This is a genomic window from Streptomyces cacaoi, assembly GCF_006539165.1.
GTDB classification, from domain to species: Bacteria; Actinomycetota; Actinomycetes; order Streptomycetales; family Streptomycetaceae; genus Streptomyces; species Streptomyces cacaoi.
Map to the genome: position 1 here is coordinate 150,403 of NZ_BJMM01000006.1, position 24,201 is coordinate 174,603.

General features: G+C 72.1%; 18 protein-coding genes. 8 read left to right on the plus strand and 10 right to left on the minus strand.

The features are described 5' to 3' along the window. Nucleotides 1-158: 158 nt before the first annotated feature. The 6 genes from SCA03_RS08260 to SCA03_RS08285 all read right to left on the minus strand — a co-directional run bounded on the left by SCA03_RS08260 (nucleotide 159) and on the right by SCA03_RS08285 (nucleotide 9,470). Entirely contained in the window at nucleotides 159-566 is a 408-nt protein-coding gene (locus tag SCA03_RS08260) for a hypothetical protein (protein ID WP_051845833.1), read from the minus strand. Nucleotides 567-674: 108 nt separating this feature from the next. Continuing rightward, nucleotides 675-1,898 (minus strand): FAD-binding oxidoreductase, encoded by a 1,224-nt coding sequence (locus SCA03_RS08265; protein WP_141275281.1) that lies wholly within the window; start codon nucleotides 1,896-1,898, stop codon nucleotides 675-677. Then, complete coding sequence (locus SCA03_RS08270; RefSeq protein ID WP_086815503.1) at nucleotides 1,895-3,181, minus strand: aromatic ring-hydroxylating oxygenase subunit alpha; 1,287 nt, start codon at nucleotides 3,179-3,181, stop codon at nucleotides 1,895-1,897. The genes SCA03_RS08265 and SCA03_RS08270 overlap by 4 nt, the downstream gene beginning before the upstream one ends. 85 nt (nucleotides 3,182-3,266) lie before the next feature. After that, on the minus strand, nucleotides 3,267-5,312 hold the full coding sequence (locus tag SCA03_RS08275) for an NADH:flavin oxidoreductase (RefSeq protein ID WP_086815504.1): 2,046 nt from the start codon (nucleotides 5,310-5,312) through the stop codon (nucleotides 3,267-3,269). A 229-nt stretch (nucleotides 5,313-5,541) separates the two neighbouring features. Further along, nucleotides 5,542-7,647 carry a PP2C family protein-serine/threonine phosphatase gene (locus SCA03_RS08280; RefSeq protein ID WP_086815505.1) on the minus strand — a complete coding sequence of 702 codons (2,106 nt, stop codon included), beginning with the start codon at nucleotides 7,645-7,647 and terminating at the stop codon, nucleotides 5,542-5,544. A gap of 128 nt (nucleotides 7,648-7,775) precedes the next feature. After that, on the minus strand, nucleotides 7,776-9,470 hold the full coding sequence (locus tag SCA03_RS08285; protein ID WP_230988538.1) for a carboxylesterase/lipase family protein: 1,695 nt from the start codon (nucleotides 9,468-9,470) through the stop codon (nucleotides 7,776-7,778). A gap of 169 nt (nucleotides 9,471-9,639) precedes the next feature. On the opposite strand from SCA03_RS08285, the gene SCA03_RS08290 reads away from it, so the two are divergent. The 3 genes from SCA03_RS08290 (at nucleotide 9,640) to SCA03_RS08300 (ending at nucleotide 12,214) form a co-directional block, all read left to right on the plus strand. Further along, nucleotides 9,640-10,296 carry a TetR/AcrR family transcriptional regulator gene (locus tag SCA03_RS08290; RefSeq protein WP_030874016.1) on the plus strand — a complete coding sequence of 219 codons (657 nt, stop codon included), beginning with the start codon at nucleotides 9,640-9,642 and terminating at the stop codon, nucleotides 10,294-10,296. 80 nt (nucleotides 10,297-10,376) lie between these two features. After that, the gene (locus tag SCA03_RS08295; RefSeq protein WP_030883855.1) at nucleotides 10,377-11,285 is read left to right on the plus strand and encodes a fumarylacetoacetate hydrolase family protein; all 909 of its coding nucleotides are present in this window, start codon (nucleotides 10,377-10,379) and stop codon (nucleotides 11,283-11,285) included. Then, nucleotides 11,282-12,214 carry an MBL fold metallo-hydrolase gene (locus tag SCA03_RS08300; RefSeq protein ID WP_030883848.1) on the plus strand — a complete coding sequence of 311 codons (933 nt, stop codon included), beginning with the start codon at nucleotides 11,282-11,284 and terminating at the stop codon, nucleotides 12,212-12,214. The genes SCA03_RS08295 and SCA03_RS08300 overlap by 4 nt, the downstream gene beginning before the upstream one ends. A 60-nt stretch (nucleotides 12,215-12,274) precedes the next feature. On the opposite strand, the gene SCA03_RS08305 is transcribed toward SCA03_RS08300, so the two are convergent. Beyond that, the gene (locus SCA03_RS08305; protein ID WP_141275282.1) at nucleotides 12,275-12,703 is read right to left on the minus strand and encodes a hypothetical protein; all 429 of its coding nucleotides are present in this window, start codon (nucleotides 12,701-12,703) and stop codon (nucleotides 12,275-12,277) included. Nucleotides 12,704-13,100: 397 nt separating this feature from the next. On the opposite strand from SCA03_RS08305, the gene SCA03_RS08310 reads away from it, so the two are divergent. From SCA03_RS08310 to SCA03_RS08320, 3 genes are all read left to right on the plus strand, one after another. Next, nucleotides 13,101-14,492, plus strand: a complete 1,392-nt coding sequence (locus SCA03_RS08310) for an NAD(P)/FAD-dependent oxidoreductase (protein ID WP_230988539.1) — start codon at nucleotides 13,101-13,103, stop codon at nucleotides 14,490-14,492. A gap of 134 nt (nucleotides 14,493-14,626) precedes the next feature. Further along, nucleotides 14,627-15,298 carry a TetR/AcrR family transcriptional regulator gene (locus tag SCA03_RS08315; RefSeq protein ID WP_030874009.1) on the plus strand — a complete coding sequence of 224 codons (672 nt, stop codon included), beginning with the start codon at nucleotides 14,627-14,629 and terminating at the stop codon, nucleotides 15,296-15,298. 233 nt (nucleotides 15,299-15,531) lie between these two features. Beyond that, the gene (locus SCA03_RS08320; RefSeq protein ID WP_086815506.1) at nucleotides 15,532-16,713 is read left to right on the plus strand and encodes a Tat pathway signal protein; all 1,182 of its coding nucleotides are present in this window, start codon (nucleotides 15,532-15,534) and stop codon (nucleotides 16,711-16,713) included. A gap of 553 nt (nucleotides 16,714-17,266) precedes the next feature. On the opposite strand, the gene SCA03_RS08325 is transcribed toward SCA03_RS08320, so the two are convergent. Then, on the minus strand, nucleotides 17,267-17,884 hold the full coding sequence (locus SCA03_RS08325) for a TetR/AcrR family transcriptional regulator (RefSeq protein WP_086815507.1): 618 nt from the start codon (nucleotides 17,882-17,884) through the stop codon (nucleotides 17,267-17,269). A 121-nt stretch (nucleotides 17,885-18,005) separates the two neighbouring features. On the opposite strand from SCA03_RS08325, the gene SCA03_RS08330 reads away from it, so the two are divergent. After that, a complete protein-coding gene (locus SCA03_RS08330; protein ID WP_086815508.1) occupies nucleotides 18,006-18,845 on the plus strand; it encodes an alpha/beta fold hydrolase in 840 nt (279 codons plus the stop codon). 358 nt (nucleotides 18,846-19,203) lie between these two features. Here SCA03_RS08330 and SCA03_RS08335 read toward each other — a convergent pair whose 3' ends face one another. Continuing rightward, nucleotides 19,204-19,887 carry a DUF4386 domain-containing protein gene (locus tag SCA03_RS08335; protein ID WP_086815509.1) on the minus strand — a complete coding sequence of 228 codons (684 nt, stop codon included), beginning with the start codon at nucleotides 19,885-19,887 and terminating at the stop codon, nucleotides 19,204-19,206. A 72-nt stretch (nucleotides 19,888-19,959) separates the two neighbouring features. Here SCA03_RS08335 and SCA03_RS08340 point away from each other — a divergent pair, with 72 nt between their 5' ends. Then, complete coding sequence (locus tag SCA03_RS08340; protein WP_086815510.1) at nucleotides 19,960-20,520, plus strand: MarR family winged helix-turn-helix transcriptional regulator; 561 nt, start codon at nucleotides 19,960-19,962, stop codon at nucleotides 20,518-20,520. Between the two features lie 166 nt (nucleotides 20,521-20,686). Here SCA03_RS08340 and SCA03_RS08345 read toward each other — a convergent pair whose 3' ends face one another. Next, nucleotides 20,687-24,106 carry a right-handed parallel beta-helix repeat-containing protein gene (locus SCA03_RS08345; protein WP_086815511.1) on the minus strand — a complete coding sequence of 1,140 codons (3,420 nt, stop codon included), beginning with the start codon at nucleotides 24,104-24,106 and terminating at the stop codon, nucleotides 20,687-20,689. Between the last annotated feature and the right edge of the window lie 95 nt (nucleotides 24,107-24,201).

A 24,201-nucleotide genomic window follows, 5' to 3' on the forward strand; every position in this document is an offset into this window, starting at 1 on the left:
GGGGGATGTCGAGTGCGGCGGTGGGATGCGGAACCGACAGGACCCCCGGTCGTCGGTGTGAAGGGTCGTGGCACCACATCGGCGACCGGGGGCCTCGTCCTGGCAGGTCCTCCGTGCCGAGCGGGCGCGCTACCCGCTCGGCACGGGGCGGAGGAGGTTCACTGCCGCGGCTTCCTTTGCAGCCGGTACCAGAGGAATCCGGCGACCGCGACGCCCAGGGTGTTGTAGAGCCAGTGCAGATCTGCCGTGCTCTGGAGTGCGTAGTAGTGGAGCGCGGGCACGATGACCACGACGGCTACGCGGAGCCGCGGTACGGGGTGGCGCCGCGGCACACCCTGGCGGGAGCGGACGACTCTGAGCAGTGCCCAGCCGGCGAGGGCCAGGGCGAGCCCCAGGAAGGGGGCCATCAGGCCCGGCCGGGCATCGTTGGGGGCTTGCAGGGCTACGCCGGCGCCGAACAGGACCGCGCACACCGGCGGTACCCAGACGGGCAGGGGCGGTTGCGCCGGCTCCGAGTGGGGCCGGTCGGCGTGTCCGAGGCTGTTCTTGGTTTCTGTCGCGTCCACGTCGACCAGTGTGGCAACCCGCTGTCGGTGCCCTCCACCCCCCACCGGCCGGTTCGGCTCGCCACCAGGCGCGGGACGGGCGACGGGCGCTGAAGCGGGGCCGTCCGGTCAGGCGTCGATGACGAGGTTCTCCCGGGGCGTCGAGCAGCACAGGAGGATCTGGTTGCGGGCCTCCTCGCGGGGGCCGAGGCCGCCCTGGTGGTGCATGTCGACCGAGCCCTGTTGCAGGGTGGTCACGCAGGTCCCGCACGCTCCCTCCCCGCACGAGGAGGGCAGCGTGATGCCTGCCCGGGCCGCCGCCTCCAGCACGGAGGTACCGGCCGCGCAGGTGATGCGCCTTCCGCTGCGGGACAACTCCACCACGAATCCGGTGGCTTCGTCGTCGCCTGCCCCGGTGGCCGCCGTCGGGACGCCCGTCGTGGGCGGGGTGCGGGCGGGGGCGCCGGTGTGTGCCGGGACGGGCGCGCGTGCCTGCGTCGGCTGCGTGCTCGCCGTCGACGGCCCGTCCGCCGGGGCCGGTTGTGTGCCGGCCGGGGGCACCGCCTCGAAGCTCTCCTCGTGGTAGCGGCCCCGGGGGAGGCCCGCGGCGGACAGCATGTCGCGTACGGCCCGCATATAGCCGGGCGGTCCGCAGGTGAACACCTCGCGGTGGAGGAAGTCGGGGGCGATCCGGTGCAGCGTGTCCGGGGTGAGACGGCCGCGGTGTCCCCTCCAGCGTTCCGTCGCCCCGTCCGACTCGCAGACGTGGACGACCCGGAGGCGCTCCGCCGTGGCGGCGAGCAGTTCCAGCTCCTGCCGGAAGGGGATGTCGTCGGGGGTGCGGGCGCTGTGCACGAACACCACGTCCGCCGGGGACGCCAGGTCGTGCAGGGTCCGCGTCATGCACATCAACGGGGTGATCCCGCTGCCGCCGGAGAGGAAGAGGTAGGCGGGCGCCGGGTGCCGGGCGGGGGAGAACCGGCCGAACGGCCCGCGGGCGCGGACCACATCGCCCGGTGCGAAGTGCTCGTGCAGCCAGGTGGAGACCCGTCCGCCGGGGACGCGCTTCACCGTGATCGCGGCGAGGTGGGGACGCGACGGAGGCGAGGAGAGGGTGTAGCAGCGATCGGTCCGCCGGCCGTCGATCTCGAAGGAGAAGACGAGGTACTGGCCCGGGTCGTGCCGGAAGAGCCGGGGCTCGGCGGGTTCGAAGGAGAACGTCGTCATGTCGTGGGTGACGCGGTGCACCTGTTTGCAGACCAGCAGGTGTTCGGCCGCCGCGCCGTCCGCGGGTGGCAGTGGGGCCGCTGCCGGGAGGGCGCCGGAGCCGGGGAGGGTGGACGTCCCGGTCATGGATGCGGCTCCTCGCGGTGCAGTTCGGAGCGCAGCCGGGCGATGTACCAGGAGCAGAACGCCTCGACCTGGTACTCGGAGGGCGCGTACGGGCCCGGCTCGTACGCGGGGCCGGCGACTCCCCGCTGGGCCCGGGCGACGAGGCGCGCGTCCTGGGCGTTCGTCGCGGTCCAGACGCTCATGAGGGTGCCGGGGTCGTAGTCGACGCCTTCCTCGGCCTGTGGGTGGACGAGCCAGGTGGTGCGCAGCAGTGTCCTGTCCGGGGCCAGCGGCAGGACGCTGAAGGTGATCGCGTGGTCGCCGAGCACATGGAACCAGGAGTTGGGCTGGAGGTGCAGCGCCAGGTGCCCGAGCCGGGGCGTGGGCAGGTCGCCCAGGAGACGCCGGCAGGCGGCCCGGCCGTCCGGCGTGAAGGACTCCCCGGCCAGATCGAGCGCGGCGCGCTGGATACGGAACCCGGTGACGCGGTCGTCCAGCTCCTCGATGAGCTCGTACGGCAGCCCCAACCGTTCGTAGGTGGCGTGTACTTCGGCTTCGGCGCGCAGACGGCGTTCGTGCGCGGGGCGCAGCCGGGCGGGGAGGTTCTCCTCGGTGTAGCCGTAGGTGGGGAAGAAGGTGCGCAGCAGTTCGGGGTGGCCGTCGCAGTGGTAGCACTCCCGGTTGTTCTCCATCACCAGCTTCCAGTTGCCCTCCTCGACGAGGTCGGTGCGGGCCGCCACCTTGGCCCGGCGCAACCCGTGGGGGAGCAGGTACGGCTCGATGCGGGCGGCGACCTCGGGGAAGTCGGCGGGCGGCTGTGCGGCGAGGCAGACGAACACCAGGCCGCCGACGCTGCGTACGTGCACCGGCTTGAGCCCGTAGCGGCCGCGGTCGAAGTCGTCCGGCTGGGAGGGGGCGTGCAGGAGCGAACCGTCGGTCCTGTAGGTCCACTTGTGGTAGCCGCAGACCAGATTCCCGGTGGTGCCGCCGTCGCCGTCCAGGAGGCGGGCGCCGCGGTGCCGGCAGACGTTGTGGAACGCCCGGAGGTCTCCCTGGTCGTCGCGTACGAGGAGCAGGGCGTACGGGCCGATGTCCACCGTGGTGCGGTCGCCGGGTTCGGGCAGTTCGGCGTCCACCGCCACGAAGATCCACTGCCGTGCGAAGACCGCCGCGAGGTCGAGGTCGTAGAAGTCGGGGTCGGTGTAGAAGGGGCCCTCCAGGCTGTGCCCGGCGGCCCGTCGTGCCACCGCCTCCGCGGTCCGGGTGCTGCCGGTGCGCGGCGCGGTCGCTTCCTGTGGTGTCACGCTGTACTCCTCTCTGGTGCCGGCTCGTGGTGTCGGCCGGCGGGGCGGCGCCGGAACGCCGGGCGCCCGCCCTGCGGTGGCCGGGTCACATCGGCAGGCACAGCCGCAGCGCGTCGAGCACGGCGGCGTGGATGTTGCGGCTGGCGACGGCGTCCCCGATCCGGAAGAGCTGGTAGCGCCCCTCGGGGTGGGTGATGTCCCGCTGCGGCCGGCCGGCCAGCAGCGCGCGATGGTCCACCCGTCCGAGGTTGCTGGAGCCGGGGAGCAGCCGGGTGTAGAGGTCCGCGTTGGGCAGCGTCCCGTGCTCGACCACCACGTGGTCCACGGTCCGCTCGGACTCGGTGTCCGCGTAGGCGCTGCGCAGCGTCGCGGTCAGACGCCCGTCCGCGGCGCGGCGTACGGACGTCAGCCGGTGCGCGAGCGTGGTGCGCACCCCGTGTTCGGCGAACGCCCGCAGGTACGCGGGGGAGTTCATGCTGCCCACATCGGGTGCCAGGGTGCGCTCCGGGGTGACGTACTCGACGCCGACGCCCCTGCGGGCCAGCACTTCGGTGGCGTCCGGGCCCGGGCAGGCGCCGTTGTCGTCGTAGAGGAGCACCTCGCCGCGGGGGCGCAGGGAGCCGGTGAGCACGTCCCAGGTGTCGGCGACGAGGTCGGAGCCCTCCGCGAGGAAGGAGACGTCGGGCACTCCTCCCGTGGCGACGAGCACGACGTCCGGGTGTTCCGCGTGCACCTCGTCCGCCTCGGCCGGTGTCCCGAGGCGCAACCGGACGCCGAGCAGCCGGCATTCGGCCACGCGCCAGTCCACGATGCCGAGGAGGTCCCGTCGGCGGCTGTTCGCCGCGGCGACGCGGATCTGCCCGCCGGGCCGGTCGCCCGCCTCGAACAGGACGACCTCGTGCCCGCGTTCGCCCAGGACACGGGCCGCCTCCAGCCCGGCGGGCCCGCCGCCGACGACCACGGCCTTCTTCCGCTCGGCCGCCGGAGCGATCGTGTGCGGCAGCCGCTGCTCGCGTCCCGTCGCCGGGTTGTGGACGCACTTGGTGTCGCCCGAGTCGTAGATCGCGTCCAGGCAGTAACTCGCCCCGACGCACGGCCGGATGCGGTCCTCCGCGCCGCTCGCCACCTTGGCCACCAGGTGCGGGTCCGCGATCTGCGCCCGGGTCATGCCGACCAGGTCGAGCAGGCCCTCCCGCACGGCGTACCGCGCGGTGGCGACGTCGGCGATGCGGCCGGCGTGCATCACCGGCACAGCGATGCGCCGCTTGACCTCGGCGGTGAAGTCGAGGAACGGCGCCGAGGGCGTGCCCATGGACGGAATCGCCTCCGCCAGGCTCGCGTCGCTGTCGATGGTGCCCCGGATGGTGCTGACGAAGTCGACGCCGTCGTCGATGTAGGCGCCCAGCGCCGTCAGCGCCTCGTCGAAGCCGAGCCCTCCCGGCCGGGCCTCGTCCAGCGACATGCGGATGCCGACGACGAAGTCCGGGCCGACCGCGGCACGGACGGCGCGGATGACGCGGCGTGGGAAGGCCATGCGGTGCTCCAGGCTGCCGCCGTACTCGTCCGTCCTGTGGTTCGTCGCCGGCGAGAGGAACCCGTCCAGGAAGTGGCCGTAGGACTGGATCTCGACGCCGTCGAGGCCGCCGGCGGCGCAGCGGGCGGCGGCGTCCGCGTAGTCCCGTGCGACACGGTCCAGGTCCCACGGCTCGGCCTCCTTGGGGAAGGCGCGGTGGGCGGGTTCACGCACCCGCGAGGCGGCCAGTACCGGCAGCCAGTCGCCCGTGTAGTTGCTGGTGCGCCGGCCGAGGTGGGTGATCTGGCACATGACGGCGGCGCCGGCGTCGTGCACGTCGTCGGCGAGCCGCCGGAACCAGGGCACCACCTCGTCGTGGTGGAGCAGCAGGTTGCCGAACGACGGAGGGCTGTCGGGCGAGACGACCGCCGAGCCCCCGATCATCGTCAGCCCGACCCCACCGCGCGCCTTCTCCAGGTGGTACAGCCGGTAGCGGTCCCGGGGCATGCCCGCTTCCCCGAACGCCGGCTCGTGCGAGGTGCTGACCACCCTGTTGCGCAGGGTGAGGTTCTTGAGCGTGAAGGGCTGGAGCAGGGGATCCGTTACTCGCGTCACCATGGCGCTCCTTGTGAACCGGCCGGGCGGCCCGGAGTCGGCCGTCTCCCGGGACGCATACCGAACCACCCGCCCGGAGGCGGCAGTTGGCCGCGCCGAGCGGTACGTCTCCCAGCGTGGCGGGCATGCCGGTTGCGGACAATCAAACGATGTCTCAGAGAACCGTGCGAATCCCCCGCAAGATCGACAAACGTCGCGACCCTTCCCGCTCGCGCCCGGATCTGCTAGCGCGTCACCCGCCGTCCGGTGACATGCGCAGCAGGAGCAGCGCGATGTCGTCGGGCCGGTGATCGGTGTGCTCGTGCGGGCGGATGAGCGCGTCGGCGACGCCGTCCAGGGACTGTTGCGGTGTGCGGGACAGGAGATCCGCGAGAGCGGCGATGGCGTCGCCGATGTCCGTGCCGGGGACTTCGACGAGCCCGTCGGTGTACAGGGCGAGCATCGCGCCGGGAGGCAGGTGCAGGGCGGTGGTCCGGTACTCCGTGTCGCGGTCGATGCCGAGCAGCAGCCCGGGCTCCGGGTCGAGTACCTCGGTGTGCCCGTCGGGACGGCGCAGGATCGGCGGCAGATGGCCCGCGTTGGCCAGGTCGACGCGGTGGTGGACGAGGTCGAGGGAGGCGTACACGCAGCTGGTGAACAGGCCGGTGTCGAGATCGGTGAGCAGACGGTTGGTGCGGGAGAGCACATCGCTGGGCGGCACTCCGGCGGTGGCGTGGACGCTGGTGCGTACCTGGCCCATCAGGGCCGCCGCGTTGATGCTGTGCCCCTGGACGTCGCCGATGGTCGCCGCGACGCCCGTCTCGTCGCAGCGGATGACGTCGTAGAAGTCGCCGCCGATGTCCATCCCGTGCGAGGCGGGCAGATACCGCGCGGCCACGTCCAGACCGGGCACCCGCGGCAGGGACGAGGGCAGCAGCGCCGTCTGGAGCTTCTGTGCGAGCTGGTGCTTGGCGTCGTAGAGGCGGGCACGGTCCAGGGCCTGGGCGATCAGGGCGGCGACGGATGTCAGCACGGAGCGCTCGTCGTTGCTGAACGGGTGCGGCCGGTCCCAGGAGACGACACACGCGCCGACGGCGTGGCCCGAGACGGTCAGGGGGAGGAAGGCCCACGCCTCCCGTCCGGTCACCCCCGGGATGGCCGGATCGACCTCGGTCATCTCCCGGCGCGAGGCGTAGAAGAGGGGCGTTCCGGTGGTCAGCGCGCGCACGGTGGGAGCGTCCGGGTCCCGGAAAGGGGCGTGATCGAGGCGTTCGATGACCTCGGGCCGGTAGCCGCGGTGGCCGACCACGTGCAGCTTGCCGCCGTCGGCCACGGACACGACCACGCCCTGCGCACCGAACGCGGACACGATCCGGTCGGCGCCCAGTTCCACCACGTCCTGCACGCTGACGGCCTCGGCCAGCGAAGCGGCCAGTTGCATCAGGTCGTAGAGCGAGACCGCCCGGCTCGGCGCGCCCAGGCCGTCGAGGTCCTCCGTGCCCGGCCGGTCCGCCGTGTCCGCCGGGCCGGCGGGGGCGAGGCGGAGGCTGACGCCCGAGGCGTCCGGGTAGAGGTGGCAGGCCACCCGCTGGTGCGCCGCGCGCTCGACGGTGGCGCAGGCGGTCTGCCGGCTCAGCACCGCCGCGCGGTAGCGCTCCGCGAAGACCGGATCGTCCAGCCACGGGAACGCCTCCCACAGCGAGAGCCCCGGCAGATCGCGGGCGCCGCGGCCGGCGAGACCGGCGGCCGCGGCGCCCGCGAAGGTGATCCGGCCTGCCGTGTCCACCGCGCAGTAGCTCCCCGGCAGCCGGTCGACGAGTTCCGCTTCGGCGTCGGCTCCGCCCGGCTGTCGCGCGGGCCGCGTGCGCGGAACCGCCCGCGGCGCCTGCGGGGGCCCGGGCGGCCCGTCGGGCGCGGAGCCGAGCACGGAGCCCAGGTCGGCGCAGGCCGTATCGACCGCGCTCCGCCTCTTCGCGCTCAGCTGCGGCGAGTGCGAACCGGGCCAGTGCAGGGCGAGCACGCCCCGTGCGGCGGGGCCGGTGACCGGCGCGGCGACGAGCGCGGACTCGTAGGGGATGAGCAGCGCGGACCTCGGGAACCGCCGGGCCAGTTCGGCGTGGCTGGCGATCCACACCAGGCGCTGTTCGCGTACGGCCTCGGTGAGGGGCAGGGGATCCCGCAGGAACAACCGTGCCCAGGGCGCCGTCACCTGCACGGGCAGGCCGCTCACCGCCGTCAGCGGGAGCGTCTCCCCGTCCGCCGCCAGCAGATGGAGCGTTCCCAGGGACGCGTCGGCTGCCCGCACGGCCCGGTCCAGGGCGGCACCCAGCAGGTCCGCCCCATCGGCTGCGCTCCCCATGTCCTCACCGTTCCCGGCCGGCGGCGGCATTCTTGTGCATAGGTGCACGATAAGGGCGAAAAGCGCGCAGGCTGCTGCCGGCCGGCGGCCGGGGCGTCACACGCCCCGGGGCCCAGCCTCCTGACCGGTCAGGACACCCCCGGCCCGGGACGTCGGCCGATGCGGGCGCGGAGGTTGCCGGTCAGGGTGTCTTCGAGCGTGCTCACGTCGGTGACGCCGTGGTCGGTGAAGGTGTCGAGTTCGGCGCGCAGCAGGCCCGGGCGGGGTTCGATCGTGCGGCCGAGCCAGAGCACCGTGTCGTCTCCGGAGCCGAAGCGCGGCCAGGCCGGGCCGGGATCCTCCCCGCGGATGACGGCACCGTAGAGGTCCATCGCCTCGGCGGAGACACGGGCGAGTTCGTCGCGGTCGATGCCGTCGAAGGCGGGCCACCAGGCGAGGTCGGCCTCGGTGTGGTTGCCGAACAGGAACGGGATGTCGCCGGTGTGGACCGCGTGCAGGGATCCCTCCAGCCCCGGCAGCTCGTAGGAGAACTGGAACGCGCGCACCGGGATGTTCTGCGCGGCCATGTTCTGCGCGATGCGCAGCGAGGAGAACTTGAAGAACGCGAACGACATCACATCGGACAGGATGCGGCCGGGTTCGGTGTGGTCGGGGTGGAGCCGCTGGTAGCGGCGGTACACCTCGGCGGCGCGGTCGCCGAACACCTGGCTGAGCACGGCGAGGACATCGTCGCGGGTGCCGTGGCGCACGGTGTCGGAGTGGCCGCGGAAGAACAGCCACTCGTCCTTGGCGAACCCGATGACGACCTCCACGCCGTCGAGGTCGAGCGGGTCCTCCGCCAGGTGCCGGGCCGGTGCTTCCGGGATCCAGTCGCCGTCGACCACGCCGCCGAGCGGACGCCACGCCAGGGCCGCGTCCGGCGGGAACCAGCGGGTCAGGATGTTGCCGACCGCCAGCAGCCGGTCGGGCTCGATCCGGGCCAGCTGCGCGGGATCGTCGAGCCCGAGCAGTTCGAGGTAGAGCCGTGCCACGGTCTCGGCCTCGGGGCGCTCCTGGGTGCACCACGGGTTGAACGGCGAGAGCGACTGGAGCACCGCGCGCCGGAACAGGCCGCGGGCCGCCGGCAGCGTCAGCAGGTGCGAGACCGCGGTCCCGCCCGCCGACTCGCCGCCGATGGTGACACGGCCGGGATCACCGCCGAACGCGGCGATGTTCTCGTTCACCCAGCGCAGCGCGGCCACTTGATCCTGCACGCCCAGGTTGACCGCCTCCGGCAGGGCGTCGCTGATCAGCCCGAAGTGCACCCAACCCAGCGCGCCGAGGCGGTAGTTGGGGCGGACCACGACGACCTGCTGGCTGCGCGCGAGCTGCGCGCCCCGTTCCAGGGTGAACGAGCCGGAGCTGACCGCGTTCGCTCCACCGTGGTAGTAGACGTAGACGGGCAGATCCGAGGCGCCTTCGGGCAGTTCGGGCACCCAGATGTCGAGGTACAGGCAGTCCTCGTCGGCGTGGTCGTGGCGGTAGGTGGCGTTGGTGTAGGACGGCCACGCCATGATCCCCGGAGCGCCCGGATCGAGCTCGGCGATCAGCCGGCCCACGGCCTCCTCGTTGACGCCGTTGAACTGGTACGACGCCGGGCCGTGCGCGACCGCCGAGCGGACCCCCTCCCACGCCGGTGCCGGCTGGGGCGGGCGGAAGCGCAGCGGTCCGACCGGCGCGGCCGCGAACGGCACACCGCGGAACACCCGGACCCCCTCCTCCCAGGTGCCGCGCATCCGGCCCTGTGCGGTGACGACCTCTTCGGTGACGGACTTCTCGGTCAATGCGACTCCTCTCCGCTGCTTCGGCGACGTCGCCGTGGCCTCGTCTGCGGCGGCGGTTCGTGCGGCGCCGCCGCACCCCTGGCCACGGACTTCGGTGTGCACTACAGTTTCGACTGTACGTACGTACAGGTTTACTGTCGAGTGGCGAGAGACGCCGAAGGGAGGCCGCATGGCGACGCGGCGAGCGGCAACGGAATCGTCGGACGGCGCCGGTGGGGGAGCGCGCCGCGGCACGGAGCGCGTACGGAAACTGCTGCTGGCCGCGGAGAAGGTGTTCGCCGCCGAGGGCTACCACGGGGCGACCATGCGGCAGCTCGCCGACGCCGCAGGTGTCGGCGTCTCCCTGCTCGTGTACCACTTCGGGACCAAGGAGCGGCTCTACTACGAGATCTTCGCCCACCGGCAGTACATCAACGAGCGCCGCCACGAACGGCTGCGCGCGGTCACCGACCTGGACAGGCCCGAGGCGCTCGACGAGATCGTCGCCGCCTTCATCGACCCCGTGCTGGCACTGCACGACGACCCCGACGACGTATGGTTCGCCCGCCTCGTCCTGCGGGAAGCCGCCGACCCCTCCAGCCAGCAACGGCGCGTGCTGTCGGACCTGTTCGACCCGATGGCGCGCGAATTCATCGACGCCCTGCGCCGCGTCCTGCCCGGCAAGCCCGAGGGCTTCCACGAGTGGGCCTATCTCTTCTCCGTCGGCGTACTGACCCAGAGCTCGTTCGACACCCGCATCGACAGCCTCGCCACCACACCTCTGAAGAGCGCGGACAAACGCGCGTTCCTGCACGCGTACATCACCGCTGCGCTGCGCCACGGCTGAGACCAGGGGCCACGGCTGAGACCCCGGCCGACCACGCGTGCCGGCCCCGGTACGCACGTTTCGAGACGAAGGGAGAGCACATGCGCTGGAGCACCTACCGTGACGCGGAGGACGTCGAGCGGGTCGGCATCTGGGACGACGACGGCCTGCACCCCGTGCCCGGGCCGGGCACGCTGCTCGATCTGCTCCGCGACGACGGGCTCGCGGCAGCGGCCGAGGCGGCCCGCAGCCGCCCGGCGGTCGACCCGGACACCGTGCGCCTGCTGCCGCCGATTCCGCGGCCGCCGTCGATCCGGGACTTCATGGCCTTCGAGGACCATGTGGTGACCTCCTACGCCGCGATCGGCGTCGAGGTCGACCCGCTCTGGTACCGCCAGCCGGTCTTCTACTTCACCAACCCGGCGGCCGTGCGCGGGGCACGCGACCCGGTCGGGATCGCCCCGGGCAGCGCCGCGTTCGACTACGAGCTGGAGATCGCCGCGGTCATCGGCCGCGAGGGCGCCGACCTCGATCCGGCTACCGCCGTCGAACACATCGCCGGGTACATGCTGTTCTGCGACTGGAGCGCCCGCGATCTACAGAGCCAGGAGATGCGGCTCAACCTCGGCCCCGCCAAGGGCAAGGACACGGCGCACAGTTGCGGCCCCTGGATGCTCACCCCCGACGAGCTGCCCGCCGACGCGGCGATGACGGCCTCGGTCAACGGCCGCCCCTACAGCTCCGGCCGGCTCGACGCCCTGTACTGGAGCTTCGGCGAGATGATCGCCTACGCCTCGCGCGGCACCCGCGTCGTGCCCGGCGACCTGATCGGTTCGGGCACCGTCGGAACCGGCTGCATCCTCGAACTCTCCCGCACCCACGGCGGCGACGCCTACCCGTGGCTGCGGCCGGACGACGAGGTGCACCTCGAAGTCAGCGGACTCGGAGCCGTCGACGCCCGTATCGAACCCGCCCATCCTTACGTGCCGTTGCGAAAGGACGCCGCATGAACGAGCTGCGCGAGCCGGGACGTCCGCGCCTGGAAGAGGTCGCCGACGGAATCCACGCCTACCTCCAGCCCGACGGCACCTGGTGGATCAACAACACCGGTTTCGCCGTCGGCCCCCAGGGCGTCATCGCCATCGACTCCTGCTCCACCGAACGCCGCACCCGGGCGTTCCTCGACGCGATCAGGTCGGTGACGACGGCGCCGGTGCGCACGCTGGTGAACACCCACCACCACGGTGACCACACCTTCGGCAACGCCCTCTTCCCCGGGGCGACGATCGTCGCCCACGAGCACACCCGCGCCGAGGCGATCGCCTTCGGCCCGGCGCGGGAGCTGCCGTGGTGGCAGAACCCGGACTGGGGCGAACTCCCGCTGGAGCCGCCCTTCTTGACCTTCACCGACCGCATCGGGCTGTGGCTCGGCGAGCAGCGCGCGGAGGTGGTGCACGTCGGCTCGCCCGCGCACACCACGAACGACTCGCTGGTCTGGTTCCCGGAGAGCGGGACGCTGTTCTGCGGCGACCTCGTCTTCCACGGCGGCACACCGTTCGTGCTGATGGGCTCGGTCACCGGCGCCATCGACGTACTGGAAAACGTCGTGCGCCCGCTGGAAGCCCGGACGGTGGTACCCGGGCACGGACCGGTCTTCCACGACGACGAACCCGTCGCCGCGAACCTGGACTACCTGCGGTTCGTGCGCGACCTCGCCGAACGCGGCCACGCCGCCGGAGTTCCCCCGCTACAGGCCGCCCGGGACACCGACCTCGGCCGCTTCGCCGACTGGCCCGACTCCGAACGCATCGTCGGCAACCTCCACCGCGCCTACGCCGAACTCGACGGCACCCCCACCGGCGGCCCCATCGACACCTCCGCCGCGCTGACCGACATGGTCACCTACAACGGGGGCCGGCCACTGACCTGCCGGGCGTGAGACGCCGACACCGCAGGAGCTGAGGCCCTTGACACATCCCCGCTACGCCGCAGGAAAAGCCTATGCGCGGCCCGTCTTCTGGTTGCAGTGCCTGTACACCTTGTTGCTACCGCTGCCGCGCATGAGGCACACCTTCACTTTCACTTTCCGTCCCTCGCGCACGTTGATGTTGGACCTTTTGCATTTCCCGTCGTGACTTCCGTCGCGGAGAGCCTTCCGCTGCACCCATTTTCCACCGCTCCTGACCCAGAGCTTGCCGAATGCAGCCCAGTTGTCGCCTTGCCTGTCGCAGACCATGAGGTACTCCGGGGCACTGAATCCGGCGAACTGAGCCAGTCCTCCTGGCCTGTCATCGGTCGTCATCACCTGCACCCAGCTCCCCGCGGCGTGTGCCGAACCACCGAGCCCCACGGTTCCCGCGATGCCCAGTACCCCCGCCACAGCCGTAGTCAGCACATTGCGCATCACCTTGCGCTTGAAACCGGTCAACTCTGCCCCCTGTGCTCGGTCGCGGTCATCCTGCTGATCCGGACAGTAGCCACCGCGAGATGTCGGCAAAGCGGCATGTAGCCCACTGGCGCCCCTGGGTTCTCGTCTGAGCACAGGAGGACCGCCCTGTGGTCGTAAACCCTTCGTCCGGGTTCTGTTGATGGCCGGGAGCGCATCCGGGAGGGCGTTTTGAGCGCGGCGTGCCCCGGGTTACGCGTCCGGAAGTCCGTACCCACTGGTCGCTGCCTGCTCGACGGGCGCGTGGTCGTCCGGGCCTGGAGCGAGCAGACGATCGAGAGCGCCGAAGCGCATGGCACGCCCCCCTGATGTCTGACGGGCTCGGGGCGGGGTGGCGCGGGCGGCGACAAGTTTTCCGTAACGCGTGTTGTGTAAATTCGTGTCGCTCGGTACGGTGCCGCTGTCCTGCGATCTCCAACGGGAAGCCGTGATCAACATGACCAACGTGACAGCGAGCGGTGTCGGCTCCGTCGGCGTGACGTACTCGGCGTTCAGCGGCTGGGCCGACCGGCCCACCGAGTTCGCGCCGATGCTGGAAGGGGAGCTCACGTGCGACATCGCCGTTGTCGGGGGCGGCTACGCCGGCATGGCGGCGGCACTGCGGCTCGCCGAACGGGGCGCCGATGTCGTCCTGCTGGAGTCCGGGTTCTGCGGATGGGGCGGCAGCTCGCGCAACGCCGGGTACCTGTCGAACGCGCTGGCAGGCGACCCGCAGCTGCTGAACACGCTGTACGCCCGCCGCCTGCCGAGCCTCGTCCGGTACGCGGACAAGGCGGCCCGCTTCACCGAGGAGCTGATCGGACGCCTCGCCCTCGACTGCGACTACGAGCCGACGGGCAACGTCATCGCCGCCGTCTCTCCCGGGCAGCTCCGGCGTACCCGGCGGAACGCCGAGATCCTCAAGGGGGCGGGGGCGGATGTCGAGTTCGTCGAGGGCGACAGCTTCGGCCTGCCGAAGGCGTTCCTCGGCGGCGTCTTCGAGAGGGCCGGCGGACTGCTGAATCCCGGGAAGTTCGCGTTCGGTCTGCGCGAGGTGCTTCTCGCGTCGGGCGTGCGGGTCCACGAGCGGACCGCCGTACGCGCGGTCGAGCCCGACACCTCGGGAGTCGTGGTCAGCGTGCCCGGCGGGCGCGTCCGCGCCGACCGTGTGGTCCTGGCCACCAACGCCTACTCACGCGACCTGCCGTTCGCTCCGAGGCGGATGGTCACACCGATCTGGACGAGCCTGGTCGAGACCGAACCGGTCGCCCCCGAACGGCTGGCGGCGGCCGGCTGGACCCGGCGCATCGGAATCGTCACCCCGCACACGATCCTGGAGAACTACCGGCCGACACCACACGGCACGATCATGTTCGGAACCCGTCGACTGCGGACGGCCCCGGGGGCGCTGGGTGCCCGGGAGCCGGACGCCGCCGTCGTGGCGGACCTCGTGCGCGGCTTCCACGAGCGGTTCCCCTCGCTCGGCGACGTCGCACCGCAACGCGCCTGGGGCGGGTGGGTCGCGATGACGCCGTCGCTGCTGCCCGTCGCCGGCGAAGCCACGAAGAACGTCTTCTACGCCATCGGCTGCAATGGCCACGGCCTCGCCCAGTCCCCCTACCTCGGAACGCTGCTCGCCGACCGGCTCGCCGGCGAGCGCATGCACGATGACCTGGCCGCCGTGTGGCGTGCGCGGCCACGGTTCGCCCCGAACCTCTTCAGCGCACCGGCGCTGAACGCCGCCTGGGCGGTCGACCGCATCGCGGACCGCCTGCACAGCCGCAGGGCGTGAAAAGCCGCGCCCGCCCTCGGACTTCCACCGCGTCCGGCGCTTCGGACCGGCCGGGTGAGGGGGACGGCACCGCGGCGAACGCTCGAGTTTTTGCACATCAGGCGTTACGTCAATGCTGTGGCAGAATCGCGGGGATGTCCGACAACTCGACCCGGCAGGCGAACGACGACGGTGGAAGCGGGCCGGCCGCGCGCCGCGGCCGCCCGGCGGGCGACCGCGCGGGGAAGCGGGCCGAGCTGCTGAAGGCGGCGGCCTCGGTGATCGCGCAGGAGGGCTACGCCAACACCTCGCTGCGCAAGGTGGCCCACCGCGCGGGGTGCACGACCGGGGCGGTGACGTACTACTTCGCGAACAAGGAGGAACTGGTCACCGCGTTGGCCGAGAACCGGTTCGACGACTTCGACGCCATGCTCGCTGCCGGCCGCGACCGGCTCGACGTCAGGGCGCTCCTGGAGCGCTGGCTGTTGCGGACCACGGACGACCCCGAGTTCTGGCCGGTGATGTCCCAACTGCTCGTCCATGCCCGGTACGAGCCGGTCTTCGCCGCCGCCATCGAGCGACGGTACGCCCGTCACCGCAGCGAGTTGGCCTCGCTCCTCGCCGCCGGACAGACGCAGGGGACCATCCGTGACGACATCCCCGCGGATCTGCTCGCCGACCAACTCGGCGCCATGGGCGACGGCTGGATGATGATGTTCCCCATCGAACCGGAGAGGTTCACACAGAGCCGGATCCAGGCCCTCCTCGATGCCGCCATCACCTTGATCGCTTCACCTCCCGACGCCCCCCGCCGTACGGGCCCGTAGCCGCTCTTGGACGACAGCTGCCACCGGCCTTTCCGTACGTGCTGTGGCCGTGTGGATCGGGGGCCGTCAGCGCAGGCGTGTCGTGTTCGGGTAGCCGAGTTGACGCCGTGCAGGTCAGGGGCCCTTTTCACTAAGCCGAGTGGTCTGTGACCGGATATCCGATAGAGCGCATGACGTCGGGTAGTCCCGTTCCCGGCAGGCGGCCGCCTGCCGGGAGAAGGGGAGGGTCCTTCATGAGCAAAGTGTTCACTGTGTGCTTCAGCGGGACGGCTTGCACGCGAGACGAGGGCGAGGTGTCGCGCCAGGGCAGCGACAAGCGGATCTACAGTCCCGTGACGGGCTATATCCCGGTCCGTATCCACACGGAGATCACCGGCGACCTGGCCGCCACCAGTCCCAGCGTGACGGTGCGCGGCGTGGGCGAGAACGACTGGGCGGAGCCTCGGAACACCAGCGAGCCGCTCGTTCTGAACGCCCCGCTGACCGTTCCCCAGGACCTGCTGGCCGAGACGCAGGGGTACTCCGGCGGCGACCGGTGGTCGACGATGGCGCAGGCGGCGGGCCAGGAGGCCACCGCTCTCGCCCTGCACGGTGCGAACCTCGCGGCGCGCAGCGACGCGGAGGCGTACAACTTCATCGGGCACAGCAGGGGTGCCATGGAATGCATCATGGCCGCTTGGTTCCTCTACGCGTACGGCCGCGAGGACATGCCGGTGCGCATTTTTGCGATCGACCCCGTCCCCGGACCGGGGGACTGGTACGGGATCACCACCCAGCTGTCGCCGAACGTCGCCGAGTACGTCGGCATCACGGCCTGGGATCACCTCGACACCGGCTTCAACGGGCTGGTGCCGCGGCCCAACGCCAGGATGACCGGCAGCTCCGAGACCGTGAACCTCGGGAAGACCTGGAGCACACTGGCGGACGACTACCAACTCACGGACCCGCTCGGGTCGATCGAGCCGAGCCCGGCGCAGCCCACCGGCTACCGGCTGTTCGTGTCCCGGGGGCGGCACGGGACGGTCGCCGGCAACACGACCAGCGACGGCAAGTACGACCCGGACAACGTCAGCGAGAGCGCCGCGCGGGTGCCCGAGCTGATCCACCGGCTGGCCCGGGCCCATCTCACCGCCTGGGGTACGGAGTTCCTGGTGGCGTCGGAGGCCGACTCCGCCACGCTGCCGCAGGAGAGCAACCTCGACCACGCGCTGTTCGACAAGATGGGCGGCGGGACGCCACGTGACAGCTACCTGCTGGGGCGCCCGTACGTGCGACGGGTCTCGTCGATCTCCGGGCTGGACCCCTCCGCCTACTACTACCTCGAAGACGTGGTGGGGAACCCGCCGCAGCAGCAGCCGTACCCCGTGACCGCCGCCCGCGCGGGCTCCGGCTGGGTGCACTGGACCTTTCTTTAGGCGAGGGGTAACGGGGAAAGCCTCGGCGAAGGATGAATCGAGGGACCACGGACGTCGGATCAGAAGCGAGCCACTCCGAGGTCTCTTGATCATCGTCCGCTGGACCAGAGGCTTCACGTCGGTCGCCTACAGCGCCACCTCGATGTCCTGCGCCACGTGGCGGAGTGCCTCGCCCGGCTGCCGGCCGCTCACCGGCGGCGGATCGGCACCCCGAGGCCATCGTGCTCCGGGCGCCCCGGAACATCGACGACGCCGCCGCTCAGCCGGAGGCCGAGGGCCACGGGAGCCGGACGAGGAGATCGTCCGGCTCTCCCCGCTCAAGCACGGCCATCCGAACCTGCTCGGGCCGCTACGCCTTCGGCGCCTCCGCCCCGGCCGCCGGCGACCTGCGCTCCGCTGCGTGCCCTTGACGCGTCGGAGCCGGACGAGGTGGGCGACGGGAGTGGACGGGAGCAGGTCCCGTCCGGCGGATCTTGCGTCCTGGGCAGCGGCAGAGGTACAGCGACCGCCGGTGAGCGGCAGAGCGCGGGCGGCAGGCGGGCGGCCGGGAGGCTCAGGGCTTGTCCGCGGCCCCGTCCAGCAGTGCCGTTGCCAGCGTGCGGGCGTGGGCCAGCCGGCTGCCGTCGCCCTCCAGTCCGGCCCGCGCCATCGCGCCCTCCAGCAGGAAGGACAGGTGCTCCGCCAGCGCACCGGCTTCTTCCGGGCGCTCGGGCAGCAGCTGTTCGAGGTGTCCGAGGATCAGTGCTTCGACCGTCTCCTTGTGGCGGCGTACGACGTCACGCGCGGTGTCCCCGGCGGGCAGCTCGGCCGCCACGTTGAGCAGGCCGCAGCCGCGGAAACCGGTTTCCCGGGCGGCCTCCGCGCAATCGGCGTAGGTGTCGAAGACGGCCAGGACTGCCTCGCGGGGGCCCGCCGCCTCCTCCAACCGTGCGCGGTATGTCGCGAGCCACTCCTCGTGCCGGGCGTCGAGATAGGCCCTGACCAGCTCGGCCTTGGAAGAGAAGTTGTTGTACAGGCTTGTCTTGGCCACGCCGGCTTCGGCGATGATCGTGTCGATCCCGGTGGCCGTCACGCCCTCGGCATAGAAGCGGCGTGCGGCAGTCACCAGCAGTCGCTCCCGGGCCGGCCGCCGCCGACCGGCCGCAGCCGCTCCCGTCTTGCTCTCGTTCATCCCGCTCTTCCCGACAACGATGGACAGACCGTCTCCCAGTATGGAGCACCCCTCTCGTTAACTGAACAGACCTGTACAGTTTAGCGGGTAAGGCAGATCAACCCAGACGGGAGCCGACCGTATGCAGTTCCTGCCCAGTGACCTGATCGTCGACGGGGTCCGTCTCTCCTACCGCGACCGCGGTGCAGGTGAGCCGGTGGTGTTCCTTCACGGCACCCCCTCGCACTCGTACGAGTGGCGGAACGTCGTGCCGCACATCGAGGAAGCCGGTCACCGAGCGATCACCTACGACCTGTTGGGGTACGGGCGCTCCGAGCGTCCGGTGGACCGCGACACCTCGGTCGCCGCCCAGACGGACCTGCTGGGTGGCCTGCTGGACGCCCTGGGCATCGAGCAGGCCGCCATCGTCGCCCACGACATCGGCGGCGCCGTCGGCCAGCGGTTCGCCGTCGCCCACCCCGAGCGGGTGCGACGACTGATGATCATCGACACGGTCAGCTACGACTCCTGGCCCTCCGCAACCTGGAGGAAGATCATCGAAGAGCAGCTGGAAGACCACATGCAGCTGCCGCAGGAGGCGTTCGACGCCCTGCTCGCCCGGCAGTTGAGGATGACGGTGGCCGACGGCGCGGCGACGATGGCCGGTGACGTCCTCGATGCCTACCTGGCCCCCCACCGTTCGGCACTGGGCCGCGTCTCCTTCTTCGAGCACCAGGTGCGGCACTACGACTCCCGGTACACCGAGGAGATCACCGGTCAACTCGCCTCTCTGGCCATGCCGGTGCGCATCCTGTGGGGCGAACGCGACCAGTGGCAGCCCCTGACCTACGCACAGCAGCTCGCGGAGGACATCCCCGGCGCCCGCCTCACTGTCGTCCCCGGGGCCGGACACTTCGTGATGGAGGACGCACCCGAGCGTGTCACGGAGGAGGTCCTCGACTTCCTTGCGGGCAACGGCTGATCGCCGCCCGGGCAGCGGGAGCGCGGCGGTGACGCCGCACCGAACTCGAACTTCGCCCACGAGCACACACCGGCGCGGAGGTGGTCCCGTTCGGCCTGGTGCGGGAGCTGTGGCGCCAGAACCTGCACGGGGTACCCCCGGCTGGAGCCGCTGTTCCGGCTCGGCGGCACCCCCTGTAGACGGCCCCGGGCACCTCCGTCGTGCGGGTTCCGGGGTGAGCCGGAAGGAGGCTCTGTGGCGCCGCCATGTGAAGGGGGCGTCGTCCGAGGGGTGTTGCGGCGGTGCTGGTCGCTGCCGGGTGCGGGGTGCGGCCTTCTGCTGGACGGCGGGCGGGCGGCGGTCGGGCCCGCGTGGGGCTTCACCGGTGTCGTGTGCGGGGTAGCAGGGCCGCGGCGAGCACCAGCCAGATGGTGCCGGCGAAGCGCACGACGGGGACGAGGTAGCTGAAGCCGAACGTCAGCAGGGTGAGCGTGGAGAGCACTCCGGCGGCGGCGAGTACGAGTCCGCTCCAGGCCACGGCGCGCGGCAGCAGGCGGGCCAGCAGGCCGGGCACGGACACTCCGGCGATGAGCAGGGCGAACATCACCGTGTACGCGGGGCCGCCGGCCACGAACGACAGGTCGGCCAGGGCGCGTGCGAGTTCGGGGCTCGCGTCGGCGGGCAGTCGGCCCCCGGTCCAGGCGAACATGGCGCTGATCGTCAGTGCGCCCGCGGCCAGTACGCCTCCGACCAGGGTGATCGCCGAACCCGGTGCGGTGATGCCCAACGCGCGCAGCCGGCGGTAGAGGACCGCCGTCGCGATCGCCAGGGGGGCCGCGGAGGCGAACAGCAGGAAGGCGCCGACCTTGATGGTCGTGCCGTGTGCCTGGGCGTGGTCCAGGACCGTGAGGCCCGAGGCGTCGGGGTGCGGGGTGGAGCGGTTGGCGACGACGTACGCGACGGTCAGTAAGGCGAAGGCCAGTACGGGGGCCAGCAGGGGTGGGCCCGACTGCGGGCGGCGTGCGGGGGTTTTGCGGAGCTGCGGGGCGGAGGTGTCGGTCATGGATACTCCTCAGTCGTTTCGGTCGATAATGATTACAACTCGGAACGATTGTCAAGCGAGTAGGGTGTCGCCATGAGTACGAATCGTGAGGACGGCGGGTCCAGGCGTCAGGGAGGCGCGGCTTTCCTGCTGGCCCAGCTGGGGGCGCACGCGGCCGCCCGGTTCGCGGAAGGGATCGCCGAGCTCGATCTGACCCCCGCGCAGGCAGGGGTCCTGCGCCTGCTGGCCAGGACTCCTGGGCGCAGCCAGCGTGAACTCGCCGACGAACTCGGGATGCCGCCGAGCCGCTTCGTCCCGTTCGCCGACAAGCTGGAGGAACGCGGGTTGATCGAACGCCGCAGGAATCCCGGCGACCGGCGTCTGTACGCACTGCACCTGACCGACGAGGGCGTCACGCTGCTGTCCGCGCTCGGAGAGGTCGCCGCAGCCCACGAGCAGCGGATGTGCCAGGCGCTGACCCCGGACGAGCACGAGCAGTTGCGCGCGCTGCTCGCTCGTATGGCGGCGCAGCAGGGGCTCAGCCCCGGAGTCCACCCCGGCTACAGGCAGGTCAGGCCCGACCGCGTACACCGCCCTCGCGAACCCCACAGCCCCGAGGAATCACGGACACCGGACCAGGGCGGAAACGACTGAACCACGAGGGGAGCGGGGGCCGTTGGGGAAGGTCCGGGGTCGCGCTCGCCACCTGCGTGCGGGAGGGCCCGTTGCGCTCGCCCGTGTGCGCGGAGGTCGTACGGAGAAGGCGGACCGGCGCGTTGGGAAGGCGAACCGGCCCGCCCCCGGGCCCCTTTCGTGTTGCTCAGCGTTCGCCCGGTGCCGTGAAGTCCACGGCACGCAGCTCGCACAGTTCCTCGACGGTGGGGGAGGAGTGCTGGTTGAGGCGGCCGGCCTGGCGGGTGACCAGGGACTCGAAGACCTTGCGCGCGTAGCGGGCGTTGCCGAACGTGCGGTCCCTGGGGACACCGGTGAAGTGGCCGCGCAGCAGCTCGGTCAGCTCGTCCGTGCAGGCGTAGCCGGCCGCGGCGGCCTGGCCGTGCAGGATCGTCACCAACTCGTCCCCGGAGTAGGGGGCGAACCGCACCTCCTGCGAGAAGCGGGACGCCAGCCCGGGGTTGGAGGCGAGGAAACCGGCCATCTCCTCGCTGTAGCCGGCGACGATGACGACGACCTCGTCCCGGTGGTCCTCCATCAGCTTCACCAGGGTGTCCACCGCCTCCTGGCCGAAGTCCGCGTCGGCACGGGAACCGCCCGGGGTCAGCGCGTACGCCTCGTCGATGAACAGCACACCGCCCAGGGCCCGTTGGAAAGCCTCCGTGGTCATCCGGGCGGTGTGCCCCACATAGCGGCCCACCAGGTCGGCGCGCGAGACCTCGACCACCTGGCCGGTGCGCAGCACCCCGAGCGCCTTCAACAGCCGTCCGTAGAGCCGGGCCACGGTCGTCTTGCCGGTACCGGGCGGGCCCGCGAAGACCAGGTGGTGGCTCAGCGCCGGTGCCGGCAGCCCCGCCGCCGACCGGCGGCGCGCGTTGGCCAGCAGCTGCACCAGATCGGAGACCGTGCCCTTGGCCTCGGCCAGTCCGGTCAGCGACTCCAGCTCGGCCAGCAGGCCGGGCAGTTCCGGGTCGTCCTCGGCGTCGGCCGCCGACCTCGGCTGCGCCTGTTCGCCCAGGTCCTCGGGCAGCAGCCGCAGCAGGGCCGAGGGCGCCGCGTCCTGCTCGGCGGCGAGCCGGTAGGCCTGCCGGTCCACCATCTCCTCGAACACGGCACGGGCGGCGCGCGCGTTGCCGAAGGTCTCGTCCCGGTTCATCCGCGCGAAGTGGGCGGCCAGGGCCTCGTGCGTACGCGGGTCGAGGACGTACTGGTGGCTCGCGCAGATCTTCTCCACGATCGTCACCAGCTCCTCCGCGGTGTAGTGGGGGAACTCCACCGTGCGGTTGAAGCGGGACGCCAGCCCGGGGTTGGACGCGAGGAAGGTACGCATCTCCGGCGCGTAGCCGGCGGCGATGACGACGGCGTCGTCCCGGTGGTCCTCCATCAGCTTGACGAGGGTGTCCACCGCCTCCTGGCCGAAGTCCGGCCCGCCCGAGCCGGACTGCGCCGTCAGTGTGTACGCCTCGTCGATGAACAGCACCCCGCCCAGCGCCTTCTCGAACACCTCGGTCGTCTTCAGCGCCGTCCCGCCGACGACCTGCGCCACCAGGTCCTGCCGGGCCACCTCCACCAGGTGCCCGTACCGCAGCACCTCCAGCTCGGCGAGGATGCTGCCGTAGAGCCGGGCCACGGTCGTCTTGCCCGTGCCGGGCGGACCGGCGAACACCAGATGCCGGCTCATCGACGGCACGGGCATGCCCATCTCGGCGCGGCGGCGGCCCATCCGCACCAGGCTCGCCAGCGTCGTCACCTCCCGCTTGACGGACTCCAGCCCCACCAGCCCGGCCAGCTCGTCCAGGGCGCCGCCACCCGCTGCCCGGGACTCCTGACCGGCCTCCGCGGGCCGGGGCTCGTCGACGGGTGCCGGGGACGGGGAGAGATCGCCGTCCCCGGCACCGTCGGCGGCCGACCGCGGGCCGGACGCGTCAGCCGCCGGCGCCGACTGCCCGGCCACCGCGGCCAGTTCCGGATCGCCGTGCACGTCCTCGCTGCCGTTGTCCCGGCTGACGACCTGCTCCAGCACGGCCTCCTCGCCCAGCACCGTGCGGCGCACCCCGCAGCGGCCGTTGTCCCACGCGGACAGCGCACGCAGCAGGAGCGGCTCCCGCGTGTGCGAGACGAGCCCGTCACCGCGGTTGCCGAACAGCTCGCAGCCGGTGAGCACCGCCCGGGCCGCCGCGGCGATCAGCACACCGTTGCGCTCCCCGTCGTGGAACCGGCAGCTCTCCGCGTGCACTTCGACGCCGGCGCCCAGACCGAGGCCGTCCCCGCGGGCGCCCGCCACATCGCAGTCACGCAGTTGCACCACCGCCGAGCCGCCCACCGCGAACCCCGCGGCGCCGCTGTCCCGCACCGCGACAGCCGACAGCTCGGGACGGGCCCCGCCCTCCACCTGGACGCCGCTGCGGCGCACCGAGCTGATCTCCACGTCCTCGTAACGGCCGTGCGCCGCACCGCAGATGAGCAGACCGTGCCCCTCGCCGTCGCCGAGCACGGACCGCCGCAGCACCGGGCGGGCATCGTCCGCCACCAGCACGGCCGGACCCGTCGCGCGGAGCACCGTCAGCCGGTCGAACCGGGCGGCGCAGTCCTCCTCCAGGCGCACACCGCCGCCGCCGTCCACCCGCAGATCCGAGACGACCGGTGCGGCGCTCCCGCCGATGTGCAGCGCCGCACCCCGCGCACCGGACACCTCGCAGCCCTCCAGCCGTCCGCGCACCGACTCGGTGACGCGGACGCCGTCACCGCCGGGCGCACGCACCGTCACCGCGCGCACCAGCGGGGCCGCGTGGCCCGACAGCGTCATGCCGTGCCCGCCGGTCTCCTCCACCGTGCACTCCTCGACACCCGCCCCGCCGCGGCTGGAGATGTGCACCCCGACGCCCTCGGTCCGCCGGATACGGCAGCGCAGCAGCCGCGTCGCGCTCTGGTCCTCCAGCGCGACGGCGGGCTGCGCCGTGCCGGAGAAGTCGCAGTCCTCCACCGTGCCGCGCCCGTGCCCGCTGACGAACAGCGCGTTGCCGCGCGCGTCCCGCACCGTGCACCGCCGGATCAGCGGATCCGCGTGCTCGCCGATCACCAGACCCGAGGCGTGCAGATCCGTCAGCTCGCAGTCCTCGATGGTGCTCTCCGCCTCGCTGGTCACCACGATCCCCGCCCCGCCCGGACCGGTGACCCGGCAGCCGCGCACCGCCAGCGCACCCCGCTCCCTGGCCAGCACCGTCGTCCACGCCGCACCGCTCAACTCGCAGTCGTCCAGCTCCAGTTGGCCGACCGCCACATCGACCGCCGGCACCTGCGGATCCTGGCCGCGGATCTCCAGCCCGGTCAGCTTGACCGCCTCGGCACACACCGTGACCGCGACTCCCGTGCGCGGCGCGAGCTGCACACTGCCGCGGCCCTGCTCAGCGAGCACCGTCACCACGTCGGTGCACACCAGCGCCTCCGGGTAGCGCCCCGGCGCCACCCGCACCAGCGCACCGGTGGACGCCGCCGCCAGCGCCTCGGTGATCGTCCTGAACGCCGCCCCCGAACCCTCCGGGCCCACGGCCAGGACCTGCCGACTCATCGCCGTTCGCTCCTTCGCTCCATGCCCCGCCGCACCGGGTGGTGCCGGGGCCGATCGTGCTGCGGACACCGCGGCGGGACGGGCACCGTGTGCCG

Coding starts and splice junctions, on each gene's coding strand:
- SCA03_RS08290 (WP_030874016.1), top strand. CDS start 9,640: ATGGCGACGCGGCGAGCGGCAACGGAATCGTCGGACGGCGCCGGTGGG.
- SCA03_RS08275 (WP_086815504.1), bottom strand. CDS start 5,312: ATGGTGACGCGAGTAACGGATCCCCTGCTCCAGCCCTTCACGCTCAAG.
- SCA03_RS08335 (WP_086815509.1), bottom strand. CDS start 19,887: ATGACCGACACCTCCGCCCCGCAGCTCCGCAAAACCCCCGCACGCCGC.
- SCA03_RS08320 (WP_086815506.1), top strand. CDS start 15,532: ATGAGCAAAGTGTTCACTGTGTGCTTCAGCGGGACGGCTTGCACGCGA.
- SCA03_RS08340 (WP_086815510.1), top strand. CDS start 19,960: ATGAGTACGAATCGTGAGGACGGCGGGTCCAGGCGTCAGGGAGGCGCG.
- SCA03_RS08315 (WP_030874009.1), top strand. CDS start 14,627: ATGTCCGACAACTCGACCCGGCAGGCGAACGACGACGGTGGAAGCGGG.
- SCA03_RS08295 (WP_030883855.1), top strand. CDS start 10,377: ATGCGCTGGAGCACCTACCGTGACGCGGAGGACGTCGAGCGGGTCGGC.
- SCA03_RS08300 (WP_030883848.1), top strand. CDS start 11,282: ATGAACGAGCTGCGCGAGCCGGGACGTCCGCGCCTGGAAGAGGTCGCC.
- SCA03_RS08345 (WP_086815511.1), bottom strand. CDS start 24,106: ATGAGTCGGCAGGTCCTGGCCGTGGGCCCGGAGGGTTCGGGGGCGGCG.
- SCA03_RS08325 (WP_086815507.1), bottom strand. CDS start 17,884: ATGAACGAGAGCAAGACGGGAGCGGCTGCGGCCGGTCGGCGGCGGCCG.
- SCA03_RS08280 (WP_086815505.1), bottom strand. CDS start 7,647: ATGGGGAGCGCAGCCGATGGGGCGGACCTGCTGGGTGCCGCCCTGGAC.
- SCA03_RS08265 (WP_141275281.1), bottom strand. CDS start 1,898: ATGACCGGGACGTCCACCCTCCCCGGCTCCGGCGCCCTCCCGGCAGCG.
- SCA03_RS08330 (WP_086815508.1), top strand. CDS start 18,006: ATGCAGTTCCTGCCCAGTGACCTGATCGTCGACGGGGTCCGTCTCTCC.